This is a genomic window from Ensifer sp. ENS03, from assembly GCF_014852035.1.
Taxonomy (GTDB): Bacteria; Pseudomonadota; Alphaproteobacteria; order Rhizobiales; family Rhizobiaceae; genus Ensifer; species Ensifer adhaerens.
The window spans coordinates 231,503-247,220 of record NZ_JACVAV010000001.1 but is presented as its reverse complement, the minus strand read 5'-3'; the positions used below and the strand labels follow the sequence as shown (position 1 = coordinate 247,220).

The 15,718-nt window shown below is 63.1% G+C and carries 15 protein-coding genes; 14 read left to right on the top strand and 1 reads right to left on the bottom strand.

Annotated elements, in window-relative coordinates; translation table 11 throughout:
- Window positions 1–31 precede the first annotated feature (31 nt).
- From IB263_RS01300 to IB263_RS01255, 10 genes are all read left to right on the top strand, one after another.
- Window positions 32–724 carry a glutathione S-transferase family protein gene (locus IB263_RS01300; protein WP_034804500.1) on the top strand — a complete coding sequence of 231 codons (693 nt, stop codon included), beginning with the start codon at window positions 32–34 and terminating at the stop codon, window positions 722–724.
- Window positions 705–1,907 (top strand): tRNA epoxyqueuosine(34) reductase QueG, encoded by a 1,203-nt coding sequence (gene queG, locus IB263_RS01295; protein ID WP_051659674.1) that lies wholly within the window; start codon window positions 705–707, stop codon window positions 1,905–1,907. Before IB263_RS01300 ends, queG begins: the two co-directional genes overlap by 20 nt.
- Window positions 1,895–2,770, top strand: coding sequence for an SDR family oxidoreductase (locus IB263_RS01290; RefSeq protein ID WP_192437409.1), 876 nt, complete (start codon window positions 1,895–1,897; stop codon window positions 2,768–2,770). Before queG ends, IB263_RS01290 begins: the two co-directional genes overlap by 13 nt.
- A 460-nt stretch (window positions 2,771–3,230) precedes the next feature.
- A complete protein-coding gene (locus IB263_RS01285; RefSeq protein WP_060519659.1) occupies window positions 3,231–3,605 on the top strand; it encodes a septal ring lytic transglycosylase RlpA family protein in 375 nt (124 codons plus the stop codon).
- A 136-nt stretch (window positions 3,606–3,741) separates the two neighbouring features.
- Window positions 3,742–5,028, top strand: coding sequence for an RsmB/NOP family class I SAM-dependent RNA methyltransferase (locus tag IB263_RS01280; protein WP_112983942.1), 1,287 nt, complete (start codon window positions 3,742–3,744; stop codon window positions 5,026–5,028).
- 189 nt (window positions 5,029–5,217) lie between these two features.
- Window positions 5,218–6,498 carry an imelysin family protein gene (locus IB263_RS01275; RefSeq protein WP_029742958.1) on the top strand — a complete coding sequence of 427 codons (1,281 nt, stop codon included), beginning with the start codon at window positions 5,218–5,220 and terminating at the stop codon, window positions 6,496–6,498.
- Between the two features lie 49 nt (window positions 6,499–6,547).
- Window positions 6,548–8,077 carry a di-heme oxidoredictase family protein gene (locus IB263_RS01270; protein WP_060580620.1) on the top strand — a complete coding sequence of 510 codons (1,530 nt, stop codon included), beginning with the start codon at window positions 6,548–6,550 and terminating at the stop codon, window positions 8,075–8,077.
- On the top strand, window positions 8,077–9,192 hold the full coding sequence (locus IB263_RS01265; protein ID WP_192437407.1) for an imelysin family protein: 1,116 nt from the start codon (window positions 8,077–8,079) through the stop codon (window positions 9,190–9,192). Before IB263_RS01270 ends, IB263_RS01265 begins: the two co-directional genes overlap by 1 nt.
- Before the next feature lie 242 nt (window positions 9,193–9,434).
- Window positions 9,435–10,424 (top strand): magnesium transporter CorA family protein, encoded by a 990-nt coding sequence (locus IB263_RS01260; protein WP_060519881.1) that lies wholly within the window; start codon window positions 9,435–9,437, stop codon window positions 10,422–10,424.
- Between the two features lie 79 nt (window positions 10,425–10,503).
- Window positions 10,504–11,589, top strand: a complete 1,086-nt coding sequence (locus IB263_RS01255; RefSeq protein ID WP_192437405.1) for a DUF1513 domain-containing protein — start codon at window positions 10,504–10,506, stop codon at window positions 11,587–11,589.
- Window positions 11,590–11,602: 13 nt separating this feature from the next.
- Here the strand turns inward: IB263_RS01255 and IB263_RS01250 are convergent, their stop codons facing one another.
- Window positions 11,603–12,157 carry a GNAT family N-acetyltransferase gene (locus tag IB263_RS01250; protein ID WP_034804517.1) on the bottom strand — a complete coding sequence of 185 codons (555 nt, stop codon included), beginning with the start codon at window positions 12,155–12,157 and terminating at the stop codon, window positions 11,603–11,605.
- 84 nt (window positions 12,158–12,241) lie between these two features.
- Here IB263_RS01250 and IB263_RS01245 point away from each other — a divergent pair, with 84 nt between their 5' ends.
- The 4 genes from IB263_RS01245 to guaA all read left to right on the top strand — a co-directional run bounded on the left by IB263_RS01245 (window position 12,242) and on the right by guaA (window position 15,628).
- Window positions 12,242–12,694, top strand: coding sequence for a TspO/MBR family protein (locus tag IB263_RS01245; RefSeq protein WP_113079390.1), 453 nt, complete (start codon window positions 12,242–12,244; stop codon window positions 12,692–12,694).
- 76 nt (window positions 12,695–12,770) lie between these two features.
- On the top strand, window positions 12,771–13,223 hold the full coding sequence (locus IB263_RS01240; RefSeq protein WP_034805179.1) for a PaaI family thioesterase: 453 nt from the start codon (window positions 12,771–12,773) through the stop codon (window positions 13,221–13,223).
- Complete coding sequence (locus IB263_RS01235; protein WP_192437403.1) at window positions 13,220–13,858, top strand: 5'-methylthioadenosine/S-adenosylhomocysteine nucleosidase; 639 nt, start codon at window positions 13,220–13,222, stop codon at window positions 13,856–13,858. The genes IB263_RS01240 and IB263_RS01235 overlap by 4 nt, the downstream gene beginning before the upstream one ends.
- A gap of 207 nt (window positions 13,859–14,065) precedes the next feature.
- Window positions 14,066–15,628: a glutamine-hydrolyzing GMP synthase gene (guaA, locus tag IB263_RS01230; RefSeq protein ID WP_192437401.1), complete on the top strand. Its 1,563-nt coding sequence runs from the start codon at window positions 14,066–14,068 to the stop codon at window positions 15,626–15,628.
- The last annotated feature ends 90 nt before the right edge of the window (window positions 15,629–15,718 follow it).

The window sequence follows — 15,718 nt, the reverse complement described above, 5'->3', positions numbered from 1 at the left end:
CAAGCCAAAGCCCTGAGAAGCCAGATCATCGATGCCGACACTGTATCATCACCCCATGTCCGCCGCTTCACGCTTCGTTCGCCTGATCCTTTCGGAATACGGCTACCAGACGGAATTGACGGACGAGCAGCCCTGGGAGAACCGGCGCGACTTCCTGGCTTTGAACCCGGCCGGAACGCTACCGGTCTATGTTGACGACAGTATGAGGGCGCTCTGTGGGGCGACGATCATCTCGGAATATCTCGACGAGACGAATGGCATCATGAAGCGGGATCGCCGCCTTCTGGCCGAGGATCCGTTCCAGCGCGCGGAAATCCGCCGGCTGGTCGAATGGTTCCTGCAGAAGATGGAAGCCGATGTGACGCGGCCGCTGGTGCGCGAGCGGATCTTCAAGCTGCAGATGACGCCGGACCAGGGCGGCGGCGCACCCGACAGCAAGGTCCTGCGGACCTCGCGCGCCAACATCCGCCAGCATATGAAGTATCTCTCCTGGCTCGCGGGCACGCGCACCTGGCTTGCCGGCGACCGGATTTCCTATGCCGATCTTGCCGCCGCCGCGACGGTGTCCGTGCTCGATTATCTCGGCGAAATCGACTGGTCGGACGCCCCGAGCGCCAAGGAGTGGTACCAGCGGCTGAAGTCCCGCCCCTCCTTCCGGCCGCTGCTTGCCGAGCGCGTGCGCGGCGTCACCCCCGTTCCGCACTATGCGGATCTCGACTTCTGAGGCGAATACCGTGCCCGGCATCGATGCCAAGGCAGACAGTGAGGAACGGCGCCGGCTGAAGCTGACGGCGTTCCTGAAGGCAGAGGCGGCAGACAAGGGCTTCGATCTCTGTCGCATCACCCGGCCGGATGCCATTCCGCAAGCACCGGCCCGGCTTCGAGACTTTCTCGACGAGAGCTTTCACGGCACGATGGACTGGCTCGAAGAGACAGCCGAGCGCCGTTCCGATCCGCGCACGCTCTGGAGCGAGGTGCGCTCCGTCGTCATGTTCGCGATGAACTACGGCCCGGAACACGATCCGCGTGGCATTCTTGAGCGGACCGATCGCGGTGCGATCTCGGTCTATGCCCAGAACCGCGACTACCACGACATCATCAAGGGCAAGCTCAAGGAAGTCGCGACCCGCTTTGCCGCGCGCGCTGGCGAGGACGTCAAGGTCTTCGTCGATACCGCCCCGGTGATGGAAAAGCCGCTGGCGGAGCAGTCCGGCCTCGGCTGGCAGGGCAAGCACACCAATCTGGTCAGCCGCGAATTCGGCTCCTGGCTTTTTCTCGGCAGCCTGTTCACGACGGCGGACCTCGCCTTCGACGAAGCCGAGCGCGACCATTGCGGCTCCTGCCGCGCCTGCCTCGATGCCTGTCCGACAGACGCTTTCCCGGCGCCCTACCGGATCGACGCGCGACGTTGCATCTCTTACCTCACGATCGAGCACAAGGGGCCGATCGATCCCGAATTCCGGCCGCTGATCGGCAACCGCATCTATGGCTGCGACGACTGTCTTGCCGCCTGCCCCTGGAACAAGTTCGCGCAGGCAGCCTCGGAAATGAAGCTCCGAGCACGCGACGATCTGAAGGCGCCGTCGCTCGAAACCCTGCTTGACCTCGATGATCCGAGCTTTCGCAGCCTGTTCTCAGGCTCACCGGTCAAGCGCATCGGTCGCGACCGGTTCGTGCGGAACGTGCTGATCGCCGCCGGCAATTCCGGCAGCCAGGCGCTGGTGCCCGCAGTCAAGGCCCGCGTCAACGACACCTCAGCCGTGGTGCGGGCGATGGCGGTCTGGGCGCTGTCACGATTGGTCGCGCCTGCGGCGCTTGCGGAATTTGCCGAACAATGCGAGCCAGAGACGGACGAAGACGTCCTCAACGAATGGCAGATCGCGGGAGTGAGCCGATGCATGTCCTGATCCTTGGCGCCGGTTACTCCGGTACGGCAATCGCAAAAGCGATGGCCCCAACGGCCACAAACGTTATCGGCACCACCAGGAGCGAGGAGAAGGCGGCAAAACTCGAAAGGGCCGGCATCCGCCCGGTGCTCTTCGACGGCGAGACGATCTCCGACGACCTAGCCGCCGCCCTCGGCAACGCAACTCATCTGATCCAGTCGATCGCGCCCGGTCGCGATGGCGATCCCATGTTCCGCACCACGAGCCCGGACCTCACGCAGATCGCACCGAACCTCAAATGGATCGGCTATCTCTCAACGGTCGGCGTCTATGGCGACCATGGCGGCGAATGGGTCACCGAGGACATGCTGCGCAAGCCGGTCTCGGCCCGCTCTGTCGAGCGCGTGGAAGCGGAGGACGCCTGGATCGCCTTCGGCAAGAACCAGGATATTCCGGTCGCGGTGCTCAGGCTCTCCGGCATCTACGGCCCCGGACGCAACGCCTTCTGCAATCTCGAAAACGGCACGGCACGGCGGCTGGTCAAGCCCGGCCAGGTGTTCAATCGAATCCGCGTCGAGGATATCGGCGACGCAGCGCTGTTCCTCGCCAACAATGGCACCAGCGGCGTCTTCAACATCACCGACAACGAGCCGGCGCCGCCACAGGACGTGGTCGCGGAGGCCGCCCGGCTGATGGGCGTCGAGCCGCCGCCGGAAACGCCTTTCGAGCAAGCCGAGCTGTCACCGATGGCCCGCACTTTCTATGGAGAAAACAAGCGGGTTTCGAATGCCCGCATGCGTGCAACCGGTTTTGAATTTGCCTTTCCGGATTATCGCGTCTCGCTTGCACAGCTTTGGCAGTCGGGCGCGTGGCGCGGACAGTGAAATGCAATACGGCACCCGCCAGATAGCATAACCCGTAATGCTTATAGAACGTCGATAGTCAGTCCGTCAGTAATGGCCAGGGCTGGGCCATCGCAATTGTGACATTCTTTGGATATTCGTTCGATACTTGGCTAATTTCATACAACCTGCGCGCTAGTAACGAATTTTCGACCATCCGGATTCCGGAAAATTGGTCCAATTCGAAATTTTTAATGAAATTTTTCGTTTACGGGCGGGTTCGGCTCGCGTGCGGAGGCTGGCGAACGCTCAACCCCTGATTCCAAAGAACTCCTGTCTGCGTTTAAACTATTTCAAACAATCTTCGTTTTTGAAATTTCGTCATTTTTTAATAAATCCTAATAGAGCGTAAATGGTTGAAGCACGTTTTTGCCATTTTTCGCCCCAATTAGCGGTTCCCAGAAGTTTTTAACCAAGTGTTTTGACCGAGGGGATCGCCAGTTTGACGCCAGCGAAGATCAAGACGGCTGCCGCTGCAGCGCTATTCACGGCCACTATCGGTCTCGTCTCCGTTTCCGATAGCCATGCAGCCGGCGCCGGCTGCGGCGGCGCATCCTGGTATGCGCTGAGCTCCAAGACCGCCTCCGGCGAGCGCATGAATGCCGCTCACCTGACGGCCGCCCATCGCAGCCTGAAATTCGGCACCAAGGTGCAGGTCACCAACAAGCGCAACGGCAAGAGCGTTATCGTTCGCATCAACGATCGTGGCCCGTTTATCCGCGGTCGCGTCATGGATCTTTCCAAGGCTGCAGCATCGCAGATCGGCATGGTCCGCTCCGGCACTGCCAGCGTCTGCTATCGCGTCGTCAATTCCTGATCTTGAAATACTGCTACCCGGCCTGCGGGCGGGTGGATCTACTTCGCTAAAGACCGTTCTCGGCGGTTAATCTTCTCCGCCGTCTTGCTCTTCGATGCCATCGCCGTTACCACGGCGAAAAAGGAGTTGATCGAAGATGCGTTTGGGCGGCAGGCTCGCTGGAGCCATTGAGGTTCTTGAGGATATCGAAAAGCGGAAGCGCCCGGTCGCCGACGCGCTCAAGGATTGGGGCCTTGCCCACCGTTTCGCCGGATCCGGCGATCGCTCGGCGATCGGCAACATCGTCTACGACGCCCTTCGCATGAAGCTCTCCCACGCCTACCTGATGGATAGCGACAGCGCCTCGGCCCTCGGCCACGCGGTGATGTACCGCCAGTGGGGCTTTTCGCCCGAGGCGCTTGCCGCCGAGCTCGATGGCGACAAGTTCGCGCCGGAGGCACCGGCCGAACAGCTTCAAGCCTTCAGGTCGCGCCGGATCGAGGACGCCCCGGCCCATGTGCAGGGCGACATCCCCGAATGGGTCCAGGCCTCCTTTGAAGAGAACTTTTCCGACGACTGGCTGGAAGAAGCCAAGGCGCTCGCCGGCCGGCCGACGCTGGACCTGCGCGCAAACACGCTGAAGGCGTCGCGCGCCAAGGTCCTGAAGGCACTGGAGCGTAGCGGTGCCGAGGCCGCAACGATCGCCCGTAATGGTATCCGCATTCCCGCCGGCGAAGGCGCCTCGCGCCTGCCGAACGTCACGGCCGAGCTTTCCTTCCAGAAGGGCTGGTTCGAGGTTCAGGACGAGGGCTCGCAGATCGTCGCCGATCTCGCCTATCCGCAGGAAGGCGAACAGGTGCTCGACTATTGCGCCGGCGGCGGCGGCAAGACACTCGCCATGTCGGCGGCGATGAACAACAAGGGCCAGGTGCACGCCTACGACACCGACCGCAAGCGGCTTGCCCCGATCATCGAGCGGCTGAAGCGCGCCGGCACGCGCAATGTCCAGGTGCATGAATCCACCGACAGCCTCGCGCCGCTTGCCGGCCGTTTCGACCGCGTGCTGGTCGATGCGCCCTGCACCGGCACCGGTACCTGGCGCCGTCGCCCGGACACCAAGTGGCGGCTGAACCAGAAGAACCTCGAAGAGCGCATCTCCCAGCAGGAAGAAGCGCTGGCAAGCGCTGCCCAGTTCGTCCGTCCCGGCGGCCATCTGATCTACGTCACCTGCTCGGTACTGCCTGAGGAAAACGAGGCGCAGGTCTACGGCTTCTGCGAAGACAATCCGGAATTCGAGATCCTGTCGGCCGCCGATATCTGGGCGACGCTGTTCGGCACCGACAAGCCGCAGCCCTGGTCGGCAGACATGAAGACGGTGACGCTGACACCCGCTTCCACCGGCACGGACGGCTTCTTCTTCTGCCTGATGCAACGCAAGGGTTAACGCCGTTTGACGATCGGCAAAAGACGCGCATCAGATTGAAAGCGTTCTAAACTATACACTTTGACACAAGTTTGCTTTTGGTTCATGAGAAGCGGGCTCGGCGGGGCCTTTTCTGATGGCTCGACGGCTGAACGACGCCATGTTTTGCGGCTCGTTCGACGGCGCCGGGGGACGCAACAGGAGAGGGTCATGACCAAGAAATTTTTCCGGGGCGCCGCGCTGGCGCTGATGACGGCGACCTCGGCGATGGCCCTGCAGCCGGCCCATGCCGCAACCGATGCCGCCGCCGTGGTGAAGCACTACACCGCCGTCGCCCACGCCAAGTTCGAAGACGCGCTGACGACCGCAGAAGCGCTCGACAAGGCCGTTGACGCGCTGATCGCGACGCCGAGCGAAGAAACGCTGAAGGCCGCGCGCGACGCCTGGAAGAAGGCCCGCAACCCCTACCAGGAAACCGAAGTCTACCGTTTCGGCAACGCGATCGTTGACGAGTGGGAAGGCAAGGTCAACGCCTGGCCGCTCGACGAAGGCCTGATCGACTATGTCGATCCGAGCTATGGCACCGAGAGCGACGAGAACGCGCTGTTCACCGCCAATGTCATCGCCAACAAGACGATCAAGATCGACGGCAAGGACGTCGACGCTTCCAACATCACGCCGGAATTCCTGGCGGGCACGCTGCAGGAAGCCGGCGGCATCGAAGCGAACGTCGCGACCGGCTACCACGCGATCGAGTTCCTGCTCTGGGGCCAGGACCTGAACGGGACCAAGGCCGGCGCCGGCAACCGCCCCTATACCGACTACGACACCAAGGCCTGCACCGGCGGAAATTGCGACCGCCGCGCCGCCTACCTGAAGGCTGCGACCGAGCTGCTCGTTTCCGACCTCAAGGAGATGGTCGCCAACTGGACGCCGGATGGTGCCGCGACCAAGGCGGTCGAAGCCGACCCGAAGGCTGGCCTCGTCGCCATCCTCACCGGCATGGGCTCGCTCTCCTATGGCGAACTGGCGGGCGAGCGCATGAAGCTCGGCCTGCTGCTGCACGATCCGGAAGAAGAGCATGACTGCTTCTCCGACAACACGCACAACTCGCACCTGCACGATGCGATCGGCATCCAGTCGGCCTATACCGGCGAATATACCCGCGTCGACGGCACGAAGATGACCGGCCCGTCGCTGTCCGAACTCGTCGCCGCCAAGGATGCGGCGCTCGACAAGGAAATGGCCGGCAACCTTTCGACCACGGTCGAGAAGATGCAGGCGATGGCCAAGCGCGCGGAAACGACCGAGGCCTACGACCAGATGATCGGCGAAGGCAATGCCGAGGGCAACGCCACCGTTCAGGCGGCGATCGACGGCCTGATCGCCCAGGCAAAGACCGTACAGCGCGTCATTGCGTCGCTGGATCTCGGCACTGTCGAGCTTGAAGGTTCCGACAGCCTGGATAATCCTAACGCCGTCTTCCAATAAGCTGAAAAGGCGGGCCGCATCGACAAAGACGCGGCCCGATCCTCCTGAGATGAAATCTGGCGCTTTCCGCCTTTGCGCGCTTGTTCTCGTTCAAGCGCTTTTCACGGCCCTGCCCGCCTTCGCCGGCGACGGCCTTTTGACCGAACGCTCCGACCTCAACGACAAGGACCGCCAGCGCGTCCAGGCGGTGACGCGGCCTGCGACCGATTTCTCCAAGGCAGAAACCTTCGAAGCAATGTCCGGCGGTGCCGCGACCTCGATCGCGCCCGTCAATGCCGACAGTTTTTCGCAATTCTCGGCCAATCTCACCTTCCAGGAGGAAGAGGGCTTCAAGCTCGGCAACGCGCTCTTTCGCAAGCTTTGGGTTTCCTCCCCCTCCTCCACACAGGCCTCCGACGGGCTCGGCCCACTCTACAACGCCCGAGCCTGCCAGAGCTGTCACCTGAAGGACGGACGCGGCCGGCCGCCGGAAGGTGCCGTCGATACAACCTCGATGTTCTTCCGCCTGGCGCGGCCGCCCCGCGACGACGAGGAGCGCCGGATGATTGCGGCGCACGAGGTGGTGAACTTCGGCGACGCTGTTTATGGCGCCCAGCTTCAGGATAGCGCCGTGCCCGGCCTTGCCGCCGAAGGCCATCTGAAGATCAGCTACACCGAGGAGCCCTTCACTTTCCCCGACGGCGAAACGGCCTCTCTGCGCCGACCAGGCTATTCGGTGGCCGATCTCGCCTATGGCCCGCTCGATCCGGAAACCACGCTCTCGCCGCGTGTGGCGCAGCCGATGATCGGCCTCGGCCTGATCGAGGCGATCCACGAGGCGGATATCCTCGCCCTTGCCGACCCCGACGATAGGGATGGCGACGGCATCAGCGGACGGCCGGCGCTGACGCGCGACGCCAGGACCGGCAAGCTCATGCTCGGGCGCTTCGGCTGGAAGGCGCAGAACGCCACCGTGCGGCAACAGAGCGCCGATGCCTTCGCCACCGACATCGGCATCTCTTCACCCGACGCCGACCGCCCGCATGGCGACTGCACCGCGGCCCAGGCAAAATGCCTGACCATGCCGACCGGCGAGCAGGCACGCCTTGGCCCCACAGAAGCGCCCGACCCGGTGCTCAACCTCGTGACCTTCTATTCGGAGAACCTGGCCGTGCCGGCGCGGCGCAAGGCGAGCTTTGCGGAGACACTGCGTGGCAAGAAGGTCTTCTACGAACTCGGCTGCACCAGTTGCCACACACCGAAATTCGTCACCCGCCGGGACGCGGCCAACAAGGCGCAGTCGTTCCAGCTGATCTGGCCCTATTCCGATTTCCTGCTGCACGACATGGGCGAGGGTCTTGCCGACGGACAGCAGGTGGGTGTGGCCACCGGCCGCGAGTGGCGCACGCCGCCGCTTTGGGGCATCGGCTTGACGAAGACCGTCAGTGGGCACACTTTCCTGCTCCACGACGGACGCGCCCGCAATTTCACCGAAGCGATCCTCTGGCACGGCGGCGAAGGGCAGAAGGCCCGTGACGCCTTTGCCGCCCTTGCCGCAAGCGATCGCCGCGATCTCCTTGCCTTCCTGGAGTCACTCTGATGCCCCGCACGCATACGCTTACTCTCGCTTTTGCCCTGACCTTGACGGCCGCTTTCCCGGCGGTGGCCCAGGAAGGAAGCGCGCTCTCGCCGCGCGTCGTCAACGAGGCGGCCGTGCCGGCGGTCATGGCCAAAGCCGTCGACGACTTCATCATCCCCGGCTATCGCAACCTCACGGAAAAGACCGCTGCCGCCACGCAGGCCACGGCCACGCTCTGCGCGGCGCCGTCGCAGGCGACGGTCGATGGCGCTCGCGTTGCCTTTTCCGAGATGGTCGGCGCCTGGTCGGCGATCGAGGTGGTGAGGCTTGGTCCGGCACTTGAGCAGAACCGCTTCGAGCGGTTCCTGTTCTACCCCGACCGCAAGAGCACGGGCCTGAAGCAGGTGCAGGCGATCGTTTCGAAGCACGATGAAAGCGCAACGGACGAAGCCAAACTCAAGGGCAAGAGCGTCGCCGCACAAGGGCTCGGCGCGCTCGAATACGTGCTCTATGGCACGGGCGCCGAGTCGCTTCTGAACAAGGACGGTGATTTCCGCTGCCGCTACGGCCTGGCGATCACCAAGAACCTCGACACGATCGCCAACGAGTTCCTGGCCGCATGGCAGAAGCCCGATGGCATTCAGGCGGCCTGGAAACATCCGGGCCCTGACAATCCCGAGTTCCGCGACAACCGCGAAGCGGCAACCGAACTGCTCGGCATTCTCGTCCATGGCGTCGAGACGGTGAAGGACCAGCGGCTGAAGCCGTTCTACGAGGGCAGGGACGACAAGGGACATCCGAAGCTCGCGATCTACTGGCGCTCCGGCAACACCATGGCGTCGATCGCCGCCAACGTGCGGGGCCTGAAGACACTGTTCGACGTTGCCGACATGCAGAGCCTTTTGCCGGAAGACAGCCGCTCGGTCGCGGGTTCCGCCGACTTCGTCTTCAAGTCGGTGATCGGCATGGCCGGCAACATCGACGGACCGATCGATCAGGCGCTCGAGGACAAGGACAAACGGGCCAAGCTCGCCTTCCTGTCGCTCAATACCAATGACCTTCTCGATCGGCTGAACAAGGATTTCGGCGGCGCGATCGGGCTTGGCGCGGGCTTCTCCTTTGCCGACGGCGACTAGGGCGGGATGAGGAATCGTGGGCGCGGTTTTCCGCCCGCATCCCGCTCAAGCGCCCAGTGTTGACAATCAAGGCTTTTGGGCGCAAAGCGCTTCCCGTGTCCGCTCTCGCGGGCACGTTTCACCACAAGGACCAACTCCCAATGAACCCCGACAGTCGAAGTCGAGCCTTCACGCTCACGGCCGTCCGGTCCTGATTGATCAGGGCTTCAGGCGGTCGGATGACTCGCCCTATGGAGCCCAATATGCTGCGCATCTACAAAAGCCAGAACAGCCACCTCGTGCTTGTCGACATGATCGACGGCATCGCCCTGCCGACGCCGGCAATCTGGTACGACCTCTACAATCCATCGGCCGAGGAAACGCGGCTCGTCGAAGGCCAGCTCGGCATCGAGATCCCGACCCGCGACGAGATGCAGGAGATCGAGCTTTCCGACCGCCTCTACCAGGAGGCCGGCGCCGAATTCATGACGATGACGGCCGCCGCCAAGCTCGACAGCGATTATCCGGTCAAGGTGCCGGTGACCTTCATTCTCAAGGGCACGACGCTGGTTACCGTGCGCCACGCGGACCCGAAGCCGTTCCAGAATTTTTCCAACCGCATCCAGAAGGCCAACGGCCAGATCTGCGAAAGCGGCGAACTGGTGATGCTCGGGCTGCTTGAGGCGATCATCGACCGTACGGCGGATGCGCTGGAGCGCGCCGGCAGCGAGGTCGACGGAATTTCGCGGGATGTGTTCCGCAAGACCAATGCCAGCGCCACGAAGAAGACGCGCGACCTGCAGTCGCTGATCGAGCAGATCGGCCAGAAGGGCGATCTTTTGACGGTCATCCGCGAAAGCCTGGTCAGTATCGGCCGGCTCGTCGCCTATCATGTGGCGCTCGAAGGCATGGGGCCGCGCAAGGCAGGCAAGGAAAGCCGGCAGCGGATCAAGCTGATCCAGCGGGACGCGACGTCGCTTGGTGATCACGCGCTGTTCCTGTCGAACAAGATCAATTTCCTGCTCGACGCGACGCTTGGCCTCATCAACCTCGAGCAGAACCAAATCATCAAGATCTTCTCGGTTGCCGCCGTCGTCTTCCTGCCGCCGACGCTGGTCGCCTCGATCTACGGCATGAACTTCGGGGTGATGCCGGAACTGCAATGGGAATTCGGCTACCCTGCGGCACTGATGCTGATGGTGATCTCGGCGATCGTGCCCTATTTCTACTTCAAGCGCCGGGGCTGGCTCTGAGCGCGCAACCTGCTGCATCGCAGCCCTGAGCGGGCACTCCGCCCAGGGCTTGCAAATTTCCATGACGAGCGAGGATGGCATGACAGCCGCCACGGGCCTGATCGACCGGCGCAGTTTCCTGAGGATGGCGGGCGCGGCCTGGGTGGCGAGCCTCGCGCCTGAGCGAGCCTTCGCCCTGACCAGGGCCGACGCCGTCTTTGCCTCGGCCTTCATGGCGCCGGACGGCAGCTATGGCGTCGCGACGCTCACGGAAGCGGGCGAGATCATCGACCGCACGGCGCTGCCGGCCCGTGCACACGGCATGGCCTATTCGCCCGTCAGCCGCCGCATCGTCGCCTTTGCCCGCAGGCCGGGCACCTATGCGATGATCCTTGCAACCGACGGCACGGCCGAGCCGATCGTGATCACCGCTGCCGACGGCCGGCATTTCTACGGCCATGGCTGCTTCTCGGCAGACGGCAAGCTGCTCTACGCCACCGAGAACGACTTTGCCGCCAATCGCGGCATGGTCGGCATCTATGACGGCAGCGACCACTTCACCCGCATCGGCGAATTCCCGACCTACGGCATCGGCCCACACGACATGACGCTGAGCGCCGACGGGAAACTGCTGGCGATTGCAAATGGCGGCATCGAGACCCATCCGGATTTTGGCCGCACCAAGCTCAATCTCGACCATATGGAGCCGAGCCTGACGCTGGTCGATACGCGAACCGGCGCGCTCGTACAGAAGCACGGTCTGCCGGATGATCTGAGCCGCCTGTCGACCCGGCATGTCGATATCGGTCCGAAGGGCGAGATCTGGTTCGCCTGCCAGTATGAGGGTGCGCGCAGCGACCTGCCGCCGCTCGTCGGCTCGTTTTCCCAGGGCGAAGACCTGAAGTTCCTGTCTCTGCCCGAGCGCACGACGGAAGCGCTGGCGAACTATGTCGGCGCCATCGCCGTCAACCGGAACGAGGGGCTGATCGGACTGACTTCGCCGAAGGGCGGCGTGGCGGTGATGCTCGATGCACGAACCGGTACCGTGCTGAAGGAAGAGCGCGTCGCCGATGCGGCGGGGGTCGCCAGAGCCGACCACGGCTTTGCCGTTTCCTCCTATGACGGCCACTTCAAGGCTAACAAGAGCCGAGTGGCCTGGGACCAGCACATCGTGCGGTTGGCTTAGGCCTAAGACGATCTCAGGCCGAAAAACGGCCGTCGCCGGAGAGTTTTGCCAGATCGTTCCAACGATAGGCGGTCTGGTCGTGGTTTTCGCCGCCGAGGCTCACCTGGCCCTGGCCAACGGCAATGGCGCCGAGATGCTCGTAGAAGCCCCGATTCGGGTTGCTGGAAAGCACCCAGGCAAAGAGCGACTTGCCGCCAAGCTCCCGGCAGTGACCGGCGACGCTGCGCACGAGTGCCGAGCCGATGCCCGCGCCCTGGAACTCTTTCAGGATGTAAAGCGCATAGAGCTCGCGGTCGAACCGCGGCGGCATCGAGCGCGCCTTGCCGTAATTGGCAAAGCCGATCACCTTGTTCGTGCTCACGTCAACCGCAACCAGATGGAAGACGTCGGCGATGCGCATGCGTCTTGCGTGGCGCAACGCCTGTTCCTCGATGCTCATGGCGTCGAGAAAGGCATCGGAAATCAGCCCGCGGAAGGTCGATCGCCAGGTTTCGACGATAACGGAGGCGATCATCATGATGTCGTCCGGGCCGGCCGGCCGGATGTCGATACGTCGGAAGGTCTTCATGGCAGCTCATATAGGTGGTGCATGATGGCTTCAAAACGGCGGCCCCGCTGGAAAGACGGAAAGTCTGTTCTATCTGGCGAGATCATGAACAGAACCATCGTATACGTAGTCTTCATCGTCGCCGTTCTCGGCCTCGGCCTTCTCATCGGCACCAACAACATCCCCGGCGAATGGTACCGGTCGCTGGCAAAGCCAGCCTTCAATCCACCGGACTGGATCTTCGCGCCGGTCTGGTCGATCCTCTACGTGATGATCGGCGTTGTCGGCGCCCGCATGTTTCTCGATCATCGGCGCAGCGCCGCCATGCGCCTGTGGCTGGCGCAGATGATCCTCAACTTCCTCTGGTCGCCACTGTTCTTCGGCATGCAGGATATAGCGTCGGCGCTGATCGTGATCATCGCGCTCGTGATCGCGGTTGCCGGCTTCGTCGTCGCAAGTTGGCAACGGGATCGCATTTCAGCCCTGCTGTTCCTTCCCTATCTCGCCTGGGTTGCGTTTGCGACGGCGCTCAACAGCGCGATTTTGCTCATGAATTGAACTTGTCCGACCTTCACGACCGTGCCACTGTCCCGCGGTCATAATGATGCCGCCCGACACAAAGGCCCATGGACTGATGGACGACCGTGATCCCCCCGATTTCCGAAAGCGCATTCGCGAGAGCTTCGCGCGGCAGGCGGCGATGCGCACGATCGGAGCCGAACTGACACTTGTCGAGCAAGGCACGGTCGAAATCGAGCTGCCCTTCGACGACAAGCTGACGCAGCAGCACGGCTTCCTGCATGCCGGCGTGATCTCCGCGGCGCTGGATTCAGCCGGCACCTATGCGGCCTATTCGGTGATTGACCCGGATGCCTCGATCCTGACGATCGAGTTCAAGGTCAACCTGCTTTCGCCCGGGCGCGGCGAACGCTTCCTCTTCCGCGGCGAGGTGACAAAGCCCGGATCGACGATCATCGTTTCCGACGGTCGCGGCTATGCGATCCGCTCCGACGGACCGGCAAAGCTGATCGCCTCGATGACCGGAACGATGATGGTTGTGCGCGGACGCGAAGGGATCGAAGGATGAGTTTTGCCGTCAAGGACGTTGCCGGACACAAGGTGCTCTACGTCATGGCCGTGGATGCCGAGTGCGGTCCGCACCTGAAAGGCCGGATCAAGCCGCTGATGACCGGCGTCGGGCCGGTCGAGGCGGCCGTCGTGTTGACGCGCACGCTTGCCGAACTCGCCGCCGAGCGGACCCTGCCCGATCTCGTCGTTTCGCTCGGCTCGGCGGGTGCCGCCACGCTCGAACAGACCGAAGTTTACCAGGCGGTTTCCGTCGGCTACCGCGACATGGATGCCTCGCCGCTCGGCTTCGAGAAGGGCGCAACGCCGTTTCTCGACCTTCCGGCCGTGGTGCCGCTGCCGCTGCGCATCCCCGGCGTTCCGGAAGCGCGGCTTTCGACCGGCGCCAACATCGTCTCGGGCGCTGCCTACGAGACGATCGACGCCGACATGGTCGAGATGGAGACCTTCGCGGTGCTGCGCGCCTGCCAGTCCTTCGGCATTCCTTTGATTGCGCTTCGCGGCATTTCCGACGGCAAGGCCGAACTGAAGCACGTCAACGACTGGACGGAGTATCTTCACGTCATCGACGAGAAGCTTGCAAGCGTGATCGACCGGTTGGAGAATGCGGTTTCGAGCGGCGTGATCCCGCTCTAGACCCCGATGGCTTCGGGTCTGGTCGACCCAAAGCCATAAACGTGATCGATGCTCACAAGTCAGAGCGGGATGCGGGCGGAAAACCGCACGCACTTTTCCTCATCCCGCTCCAAAACCCCGGAATTGTCCGGGTGCAATTGAATCGTTGCGTCGATGGCGGGCTTTCATTAAAGGCTCGCCATGATCAAGCTTGTTTGAAGGCACCCAATGACCCAGACAGCCCATCCCGACACCGTCCTTATCGTCGACTTCGGCAGCCAGGTAACGCAGCTCATCGCCCGGCGCGTGCGCGAATCCGGTGTCTATTGCGAAATCGTGCCGTTCCAGTCGGCCGAAGAAGGTTTTCAGCGGCTGAAGCCGAAGGCCGTCATCCTTTCCGGCAGCCCGGCCTCGACGCTCGATATCGGCTCGCCGCGTGCGCCCTCGGTGATCTTCGATTCCGGCCTGCCGGTGTTCGGCATCTGCTATGGCCAGCAAACCATCTGCGCCCAGCTCGGCGGCAAGGTCGAGAGCGGCCATCACCGTGAATTCGGCCGCGCCTTCCTGGAAGTCGAAAAGGAATGCGCGCTGTTCGACGGTCTCTGGTCCCTCGGCTCGCGCCACCAGGTCTGGATGTCGCATGGCGACCGCGTCACCGCGATCCCCGAAGGCTTCGAGGTCGTCGCGACCTCCGCCAACGCCCCCTTCGCCTTCATCGCCGACGAGAAGCGCAAGTACTACGCCGTGCAGTTCCATCCGGAAGTCGTGCACACGCCCGATGGCGCCAAGCTGATTTCCAACTTCGTGCACAAGATCGCCGGCATCAAGGGCGACTGGTCGATGTCGGCCTATCGTGCCAAGGCGGTCGAGGCGATCCGCCGTCAAGTCGGTGACAAGAAGGTGATCTGCGCGCTCTCGGGCGGCGTCGACAGCTCGGTTGCGGCACTGCTGATCCATGAAGCCGTTGGCGACCAGCTCACCTGCATCCTCGTCGACCACGGCCTGATGCGCAAGGACGAGGCGAAGAACGTCGTTGCGATGTTCGAGGAGCACTACAACCTCCACCTCCTGCACGTCGACGCTTCCGACCGGTTCATCGGCGAGTTGGAAGGCCAGAGCGATCCGGAAACCAAGCGCAAGATCATCGGCCGCCTGTTCATCGAGGTGTTCGAGGAAGAGGCAAAGAAGCTCGGCGGTGCGGACTTCCTCGCCCAAGGGACGCTCTATCCCGACGTGATCGAAAGCGTCTCGTTTGCCGGCGGCCCGTCGGTGACCATCAAGTCGCACCACAATGTCGGCGGCCTGCCGGAGCGCATGAACATGCAGCTCGTCGAGCCGCTGCGCGAACTCTTCAAGGACGAAGTGCGCGTGCTCGGCCGCGAACTCGGCTTGCCCGACAGCTTCATCGGCCGCCACCCCTTCCCGGGTCCGGGCCTTGCCATCCGTTGCCCGGGCGGCATCACCCGCGAGAAGCTCGAGATCCTGCGCGAAGCGGATGCGATCTATCTCGACGAAATCCGCAAGGCCGGCCTCTATGACGCCATCTGGCAGGCTTTCGCTGTGCTTCTGCCGGTGCAGACCGTCGGCGTCATGGGCGATGGCCGCACCTACGAGTTCGTCTGTGCACTTCGCGCCGTCACCTCGGTCGACGGCATGACGGCGGACTTCTACCACTACGACATGGAATTCCTCGGCCGCGCGGCGACGCGTATCATCAACGAGGTCCGCGGCATCAACCGCGTCGTCTACGACGTCACCTCGAAGCCGCCGGGCACGATCGAGTGGGAATAAACGCGCGGACGCATCTGCTGCGTCGGTGATAAAAAATGTTAAAGGGCGTGCTTCGGCGCGCCCTTTTTGCTTCCCGGCACAGTCGCGGCC